The following is a 7378-nucleotide window of genomic DNA, read 5'->3' as shown; positions in this document are numbered from 1 at the left end:
ACATACTGCTCGAACGTGGCTAGCATGGTGCCGTTGGCGGATTTGGAGTGCTGCAGTCGAAGCGCTCTGCCGTAAAGCGCGCCGGGTCCCGGATCGCCAGACGGCGTGGTGTACATTACGGATGGTCCAAATTCTGCAAAGACAGGATCGGCATCAGTAAAATAGGCTCTTAAAGCTGCTGCGCAGCTAATGGCTGCTATGCACGCCAACAAAACAAACATTAATTTTCTGCTCCTCTTGCTTGAAGCAAATCGTGAAAATGTCATAACGAATTCTCCTCTTATAACTTACAAGATATATAGCTCACTCAATCCCCGAGTAGAGAACCTACAATCGCCAGGCACCACCTCTTTCACAATTCTATCGATTCTAGTAATAAAATATTGTGAATGTCCGTCTATATTTCTCCATTCTAACGCAAATATATAAAGAGTAAATAACAGGATCTTGCGAATGTAATCGAAATATTGCGAAACTGAAAATCTGCCGTATGAATCGTGAAAATGCTTCTCCTTGCAGCTCAGCGATAAAATATTGCGAGCAGCCCTTCATGATCTTTCATTCTATCGCTAAAAACTGTAAAGTAAGTTATGGAATCTTGTGAAACCTATTAATATGTTGCAAATAAAGAAACCTATAGTAAATCGAGGTGAGGCATCGTGTTTTGGCAGCTTTTTTATCTGCCGCAGCCCAGCAATTTGCATTATGTCTGCTATCCAGAATCATGCGGCCGGTTTTATCTTGATCCCGAGCACCGCGTGCGGAGACTGGCCGGTTTGTGTAAGGAATACAACCTGCATATCGTTCTATCGGGCAAAGGATATGTGATAGCTGGGGGCGAGCGGCATGAATTGTTGCCTGGCTCGGGTTTTCTGTACGGACCGGGCGAGAGCCACGATTATGAGTCGGATCCGAACGATCCTTGGGATGTATGCTTTGTCCACTTTGCCGGGAATGGGATCGAGCCTTTGTTGGAAGGCAAAGGTCGGGGTGAGGTTTGGCTGTTTACACTTGCGCAGCAGCGAAGTCGCGTCGAACAGGCGCTGGAAAAGTTAAGAAGGTTGTCTGAGGCATTTGAGAGTACGAACGAGCCGGCCGTATCAGCGGCTCTGTACGAGGCGCTTTCCGCACTCATGAATGATGCCGGACATCATCGCCGGACGGCGGGAAACGGCACCCGCGAGAAGATGTTTGAAGTCGCCGACTATATCCGGGCCAACTGTACCAGGAAGTTGAATTTGAAGTCGATTGCCGACAAAGCAGGCTACAGTCCGTATCATTTTACCCGTATTTTTCAAGAGGCCGTAGGAAAGTCACCAACGCATTACTTGACGGAATGCCGCATCTTGCTGGCCAAGAACTTGCTGGTAATTACTCCGCTCGCCATTAAACAGATCGCTTATGAGACGGGATTTAGCCAAAGCAGCTATTTTATCAGCATATTTCATCGGATGACCGGAATGACCCCCCAGCAGTTCCGTAATTTGTATGGATAACAAATCCATTGCTACTCGGAGTAGTAACAGCGTAGCTGACACAACCCGCAAACGTCTCTAGTTTGCGGGTGGTTCATGTTTGCTGGTACGGAGTCCCAATATCAAACCTATAGCCAAAATGTTCAATTTAACTATACAATTTATTCAAAACGTAAAATAAATCTCTTTTCCCGGCCTAAAAAACAGCAAAAATATAGCTCCGGCAGCCATTTTTCGACTGCCGGAGCACATTCTTTCACTTTGTGCATTTTGTTAATTTCAATCTTTAAAAGGTGTTTCCTAACTGTAATAGCTGTATTTCACCTACACACAAATCAGGTACCGAGGAAGCTTTCCACTGCTCCTGGTATCCCCTAATAATATCCAGAAACTCACCGCAAGATTCCTCTCGATCAAACGAATAGGTACACCGACATAGATGCTGATTGCCTACATTTTTTTAGATAACTCTCAGAAATTGAATAAAACCGATCGATTACCTTTTGCTCTCCATGGGTGAATTGAAACATCCTTAATATTGCTTTATCTTCAAAATGCAGCGAAATCGACCAATTCTTGAACATTTTTTCGTGTTATCGCTCGCATTAATTGCCAGCTGGTCATTGATGTATACTTTAATGTCGCTCCCGGCAGCGACGACTTTCATATGGTACGATTTCCCGGGCTTTATTGGCGTACGATATGCGGAAATCGTTTCATTATTGGATGAATTATACAACCTGACGACATCTGAAACGGCATCCAGACTTGCCACGTAGCCTTTCGACCCGTCCCCGTTCGAACGAAAGACCAGCCCACCCGTACCGATTGCGGACACGGACGGCCTGATATCCGCTTCATAGGTAAAGTCTTGTTCCGACTTTGCCGTCATCGCAAAGGATTCTTTCTCCCCGCGTCCCTGCTTGCCGTCCCTCGTATCCACCCATAATCCGCTTACCGCCTGCCAATTCGTCAGGTTCCCATGGAAGGGATTGTTTTTCCAAATCTTATTCAGCTCATATATTTGAAGGGACACTAACTTGACATTGCCGTTCGAAGCATACAGTTCTACCCCTGTGTCCGAAGGATCGGGGAAGATCTGGTCGGTGATGACCTTCTCTCCGTCATTGCCGAACACTTCTACGGAAGACCTGTCAACAAAGATATGCATCTTCACTTTATTGTTTCGCACCGTAAGGGGGGCTTCGTGGCGCCTTGCGAACCCGTCGTTAAAATCGGATGTTCCCGATTGGCTGCGATCGACAAATAGCGATGCATTATGTCTGTTGTACCCGACTATTGTCCGGTTTCGTTCTCCCTTGCGAACTTGAATGCCGAATTCATCGGCTGTGGTATTCGGGTCCACCTGAAACTCCGCCACAATTTCAAGCGTATCCCCGTGCACATCGGAAATCGCACGGTCATTAGACTGTACCGCTTGATCGGACAGGCTCTTGATCGGATGGCGAAGCTGTTCCAATTGGGTTACGGGCGTTTGGATCAAGCGGATCCCTTCAGGCAGCGTTTTTAATCCCATTTTCCTCACCAGTGAAAAAGCGCTTCTCCAAGTCGAGGTCGGGGTGTCATTGGCGTACTGCCAGTTGCTCATCCACCCCAGCCAGAGCCGGCTGTCTTTGCCGTTCGGATCATCGCTCCATGTGATGCCTGCATAAAAATCGGCACCGTAGTCGGCCCATAACGTCGTATCGGCGGGATTGTTGTTGGTAAACGCCTTTCCGTCGAAATCGCCGATGAAATACTGCATGCCTGAACCGCCGGCAACGGCGCCATTGTTGATGCTGACGGTCAATACCCACTTTTTGTTGTTCGGATTCTCGTCAACCGGCAGTGCAAATAAATCGGGACATTCCCAGATACCCTCGGGCGCACCGTTTGGTTTTCCGAATTCACTGGCATAGATCCATTCTTTCAGATCGGACGAGGTATAGATCATCGCTTTCTCTCCGGCCGCCAGAATCATCACCCATTGATGGGTTTCTTCATGCCAGAAAACCTTCGGATCCCGCCAGTCGGCGTTCGGCGGATTCGGCATGACCGGATTTCCCTCATACTTTTTCCACGTTCTTCCTTTATCCGTACTGTAGGCAAGGCTTTGTACCTGCTTGTCTTTTGCTTGCGTAAAGACGGCGACAAGAGGAGGGTGCTTCGGATCGGTCCCAAAACCGGTGGTATTGTTCCAATCGACAACCGCGCTGCCGGAGAAGACGAAGCCGTGTTCATCCGGCTCTAAAGCAACAGGAAGATGCTCCCAATGAACCAGATCCTTGCTGACCGCATGCCCCCAGTGCATTGGACCCCATTTCGTGCCGAACGGATGGTACTGATAAAAGAGGTGGTACTCTCCCTCGTAATATACCATGCCGTTGGGATCGTTCATCCAGTTCGCTTCCGGCGTGAAATGATATTGCGGTCGATAGGGTTCGTTATAATAAGACGTCGGACTTTTTACTTCAGGCTGATTCCGCTCGGGTAAAACCACCGCGAGAAATGAGACGACAATGATGAACAATACAGTGAATATAGACAGTACAGTGCGTAATTTGATAGTTTTGGACACAATTTGTACCCCTTTCATTGGAAGTATGGAAAAGTGGCCGCTGCGCGAGAGAAGCTCTTCGAATGAATTTCCGCTGGCAGGCAACAAAAAAAGACCTGCAACGTATAAGGGGATCACCGCGAACGGTATCACGCCCTTACACATTGAGGTCTTGCCTGCTTAACAGTAACAACCCTGCAATTTTGTTTCTACACATTGTAATGTGTTCCAAAAAAATTATCAATGGTAAATATGACCTGCCGGGGTACATCACGACGATGCCAAGCAAATCGTATCCCGTTAGATTAATACCAGCTTTATAGAAGCCTCCTTATATTTACCATTTTATTATAATGTTCTGACTTCTCTTTGTTCAGGAGTCAAATTATATAACTGCACGCCTTCTTTGTCATAAACCAGTAATCGCGTTTTCGTTGTCTGTGATTGATCATCATCGGAAATGCGGACTGAACGTGCGACATGGTAAACTCCTTCAGTTAAGGTGGCGTTCTGTTCGTAACCATCCTGCCAAGTTACCTTTATGGTTGTGATTCTTGGATCATTAACCTGGCCGATATAGTAATAATGCCGGTAATGCCCAAAAGTCGACATCCCTCCTCTGAAATCTATCAGTACTTTGGGATCAATGGGCATGCCATAACCGCCACCTCGACTTTGCCATAAGATACCGAACGGACGGGAGATGAAGAAGTGATGAATCATGGCATGATTTCGATCCACCAATAATACCATACGAATACCTTGCCCCGAGTCTACGATCGACGTAATAGAAGCTTTGGGAATCTCCATACTTGATAGAGCCTGATGAGAGACGCTTTCCAGGCTCCATGGATTAGCTCCGTAATGTGCTCTAAGCAGATATAGGAGTACTAGGAAAATGACACACCAACGCAGGATATGACCTGTAACGATGTGTTTTTTAGATAGCGTGGTAATTTTCATGATGGGTCACCTCCCTGAAGTGCGATGTTAAAAGAAAACGACTCACTATAGGCTTCGTTATGAACGGTAATCGATTTAATTCCTGGAGGCACCTCTTTAAAATGAAAATACCCTCTCGATCGAAACGCATTCGTTGTATTCCCGCCACCTAAGGATTCAAATGTGGCGCCCGAATCGGTCGTAACTAGAATTTTATTGGGAAGTTTTCCGTATGGCCCCAATTGTTTTCCAGTCATATATACAATTATTTCTTTTTGGTTATAAACAACACCATCAAGACGTACAGACTTATCAAAGTAGGTCTGGAAATGCATATCAGCATCGAAATAGACACCTTCGCTTTTGGCCTGCCGGATATCTTTATCAATGTTGAACATGTCCGAGAAGGGCAGGGAGATCAGAACGGCAAAGCCTATAAACAAAATTAGCAGGGTCCACTCGGAGAACCTTAAAAGTGTAATGGCCTTCTTTCTCAAAATCGTTCACCACCTTGTAATTGTTCTGAGGAGTAAAACTTTAAATATATTAATTCCAATATAGTATCCGGCTCTAACCACAATACAACTCTCCATCTAATTGAAACCGGAAAAATCACTACAACAATCTGATTGTCGATCGATTCAGGTGGCCTTTTATTTAGACTATCGTTAGCAGCTGCATCCTGGACACGAAATTAGAGTCCTGGACTGCCGCTGTCTGATTTGAATGCTATCGTACCCGTTATCAATGAAATTGGTGAACAATACCTACGGAATTTCTTCGATTTTAGTAGCAATCACTTGTGGTATACCTGTTAATCCAACGAATGCATCTGATACCCAAGCTTTAATTCTTTGTCCTTTTTCTAATGCTCCAAAATCTAAGGATTGTTCTCGAGTGAGCCAAACTTTGTCCGATTCACCTATTCTTGACTTATTCTTTTCAATCAACATGATAATGTTATCTTCATCAACTTCTTCAATAATCCCTTTTAGGTATGACTGCTCCTGTTCTTGACCACATCCTATGGTAACACTTAAAACGGAAACGAGTACAAATAACATAATTTTTTTCATTGTAACCTCCTTGTTTTGTTAGCGTGGAAAAGGCAGCCGATCGTTCTGGCAGGCTGCCATCGTGTCTTGATTCCCAAGCATAAAACTTCTTTTATGAGTTCATCTAAATACCCAGAATCAATTCAATCCATAGCCAGTAAAACAAAAATGGAATTGTGCAAGCCAAAAGCACTAACAATACAACGACCTTGCTCTTTATACGTTTCATCATAACCTCCAATTGGCGCTTGTCCGAACATCTAGTAATACGAACATTCTCAAGCGTTTGCGCAGCCATCACTTCTTAAAATTAACGACAGAATGAGCACGCGGAAGTTCGTGGCTTGCGCTACGTGGACTTCCTTTGCCATATCGATACCTATAACAAGATGGGATGTGGTAATTCGATCAATCCGTTGATTTTGTCCGTCTGATTGCTTAAACTTCATAATAAGAGCGCCTCCTTGATGGTGTTGGGTTTCAAACCCGTGGACAAACCCATCATACCGAGACGCTCCTTTTTTGACAAAGCCCATTTCTTAGGCTATACAGGAATGTTTAGGTTAATATGATCATCGTTTCTGAACCATGTTTTTCCATTCCTCGTTCAATCCTGCAAAAGCAGCCCAAATCTCTTCCCAGTCATTTGTTTCATGTGGATATAAACCATCTACTTTTGAAACAATGTAGCTCAATTCGGAAATATGCGTTTGATCTTCAGTTGTTAACGGACCAGACTTATTAAGTATATTTGCTGCCTCAATCCACCAATCAGAATATTGAAAATAGATTTCATTCATATTCTGTCTAGACTCAAAAGAAACCAGGGAGCGGAAGTCGCCCAATGTAGAGTTTGCATTGTTTAGACTCTCATTTGTGTAAGACAGCCAGACAAGGAAGGAATTTCTTGTGCGCATGTCATCCCACTCATTTTTCTTATTAATCGAATTAATAGACTGTTGAGTGTTATGTGAAAAATAGGCAGCGCGAAGTGCAGTCTGAGCTAAACTGATAACTCTGCCAAACTGCAAAACCAACAACGGTGACTAGAACCAACAAGATTAATCTATTATGCTTTATCACTTTAGCTAGTTCATCCTTTTGAAGTTTATTCATGTTGTGTTATGTTAGACGCGAGAATTAGTCCAATGTTCCGAACTGTTGCTATCCATTTTTTGAATATATTTCAGTTATGCTTCCCTTCAATGAAAAAAGCAGACTGCGGCTGCAATCTGCTCCATTCCACTATCGTATCCGTTAACATTCCTGTAGGTGTTAGTAGATTCGATTTGCAGAAAAACGAACGCCCCGCTAGGATGAGTATGTACTGGGTTGCTGCCCTCAGAACT

The 7378-nt window shown here is 44.6% G+C and carries 8 protein-coding genes; 1 reads left to right on the top strand and 7 read right to left on the bottom strand.

What is annotated here, in order from left to right; all coding sequences use genetic code 11:
- A partial coding sequence (locus DFP97_RS29670) for a hypothetical protein (RefSeq protein ID WP_220271205.1) occupies positions 1–221 on the bottom strand: 221 nt, incomplete at its 3' end.
- 438 nt (positions 222–659) lie between these two features.
- Here DFP97_RS29670 and DFP97_RS29665 point away from each other — a divergent pair.
- Positions 660–1496 (top strand): helix-turn-helix transcriptional regulator, encoded by an 837-nt coding sequence (locus DFP97_RS29665; RefSeq protein WP_114384265.1) that lies wholly within the window; start codon positions 660–662, stop codon positions 1494–1496.
- Positions 1497–2007: 511 nt separating this feature from the next.
- Here DFP97_RS29665 and DFP97_RS29660 read toward each other — a convergent pair.
- The 6 genes from DFP97_RS29660 to DFP97_RS30495 all read right to left on the bottom strand — a co-directional run bounded on the left by DFP97_RS29660 (position 2008) and on the right by DFP97_RS30495 (position 7069).
- Positions 2008–4053: a glycoside hydrolase family 32 protein gene (locus DFP97_RS29660; protein ID WP_181873741.1), complete on the bottom strand. Its 2046-nt coding sequence runs from the start codon at positions 4051–4053 to the stop codon at positions 2008–2010.
- A 327-nt stretch (positions 4054–4380) separates the two neighbouring features.
- Positions 4381–4995 (bottom strand): hypothetical protein, encoded by a 615-nt coding sequence (locus tag DFP97_RS29655; RefSeq protein ID WP_114384263.1) that lies wholly within the window; start codon positions 4993–4995, stop codon positions 4381–4383.
- Positions 4992–5471: a hypothetical protein gene (locus tag DFP97_RS29650; protein ID WP_114384262.1), complete on the bottom strand. Its 480-nt coding sequence runs from the start codon at positions 5469–5471 to the stop codon at positions 4992–4994. Before DFP97_RS29650 ends, DFP97_RS29655 begins: the two co-directional genes overlap by 4 nt.
- A 270-nt stretch (positions 5472–5741) precedes the next feature.
- Positions 5742–6050, bottom strand: coding sequence for a hypothetical protein (locus tag DFP97_RS29645; RefSeq protein ID WP_114384261.1), 309 nt, complete (start codon positions 6048–6050; stop codon positions 5742–5744).
- Between the two features lie 257 nt (positions 6051–6307).
- Positions 6308–6478, bottom strand: coding sequence for a hypothetical protein (locus DFP97_RS29640; RefSeq protein WP_425453572.1), 171 nt, complete (start codon positions 6476–6478; stop codon positions 6308–6310).
- Between the two features lie 123 nt (positions 6479–6601).
- Positions 6602–7069 (bottom strand): hypothetical protein, encoded by a 468-nt coding sequence (locus tag DFP97_RS30495; protein ID WP_147275122.1) that lies wholly within the window; start codon positions 7067–7069, stop codon positions 6602–6604.
- Positions 7070–7378 lie beyond the last annotated feature (309 nt).

It is taken from the genome of Paenibacillus prosopidis, from assembly GCF_003337375.1.
GTDB lineage: Bacteria > Bacillota > Bacilli > Paenibacillales > Paenibacillaceae > Pristimantibacillus > Pristimantibacillus prosopidis.
Note: the sequence above shows the minus strand (reverse complement) of the source record. Positions and strands in the feature narration are given on the sequence as shown.

Excerpts from the sequence above, each read along its gene's own strand:
- DFP97_RS29640 (WP_425453572.1), bottom strand. The coding sequence starts at position 6,478 with ATGAAGTTTAAGCAATCAGACGGACAAAATCAACGGATTGATCGAATT.
- DFP97_RS29655 (WP_114384263.1), bottom strand. The coding sequence starts at position 4,995 with ATGAAAATTACCACGCTATCTAAAAAACACATCGTTACAGGTCATATC.
- DFP97_RS29645 (WP_114384261.1), bottom strand. The coding sequence starts at position 6,050 with ATGAAAAAAATTATGTTATTTGTACTCGTTTCCGTTTTAAGTGTTACC.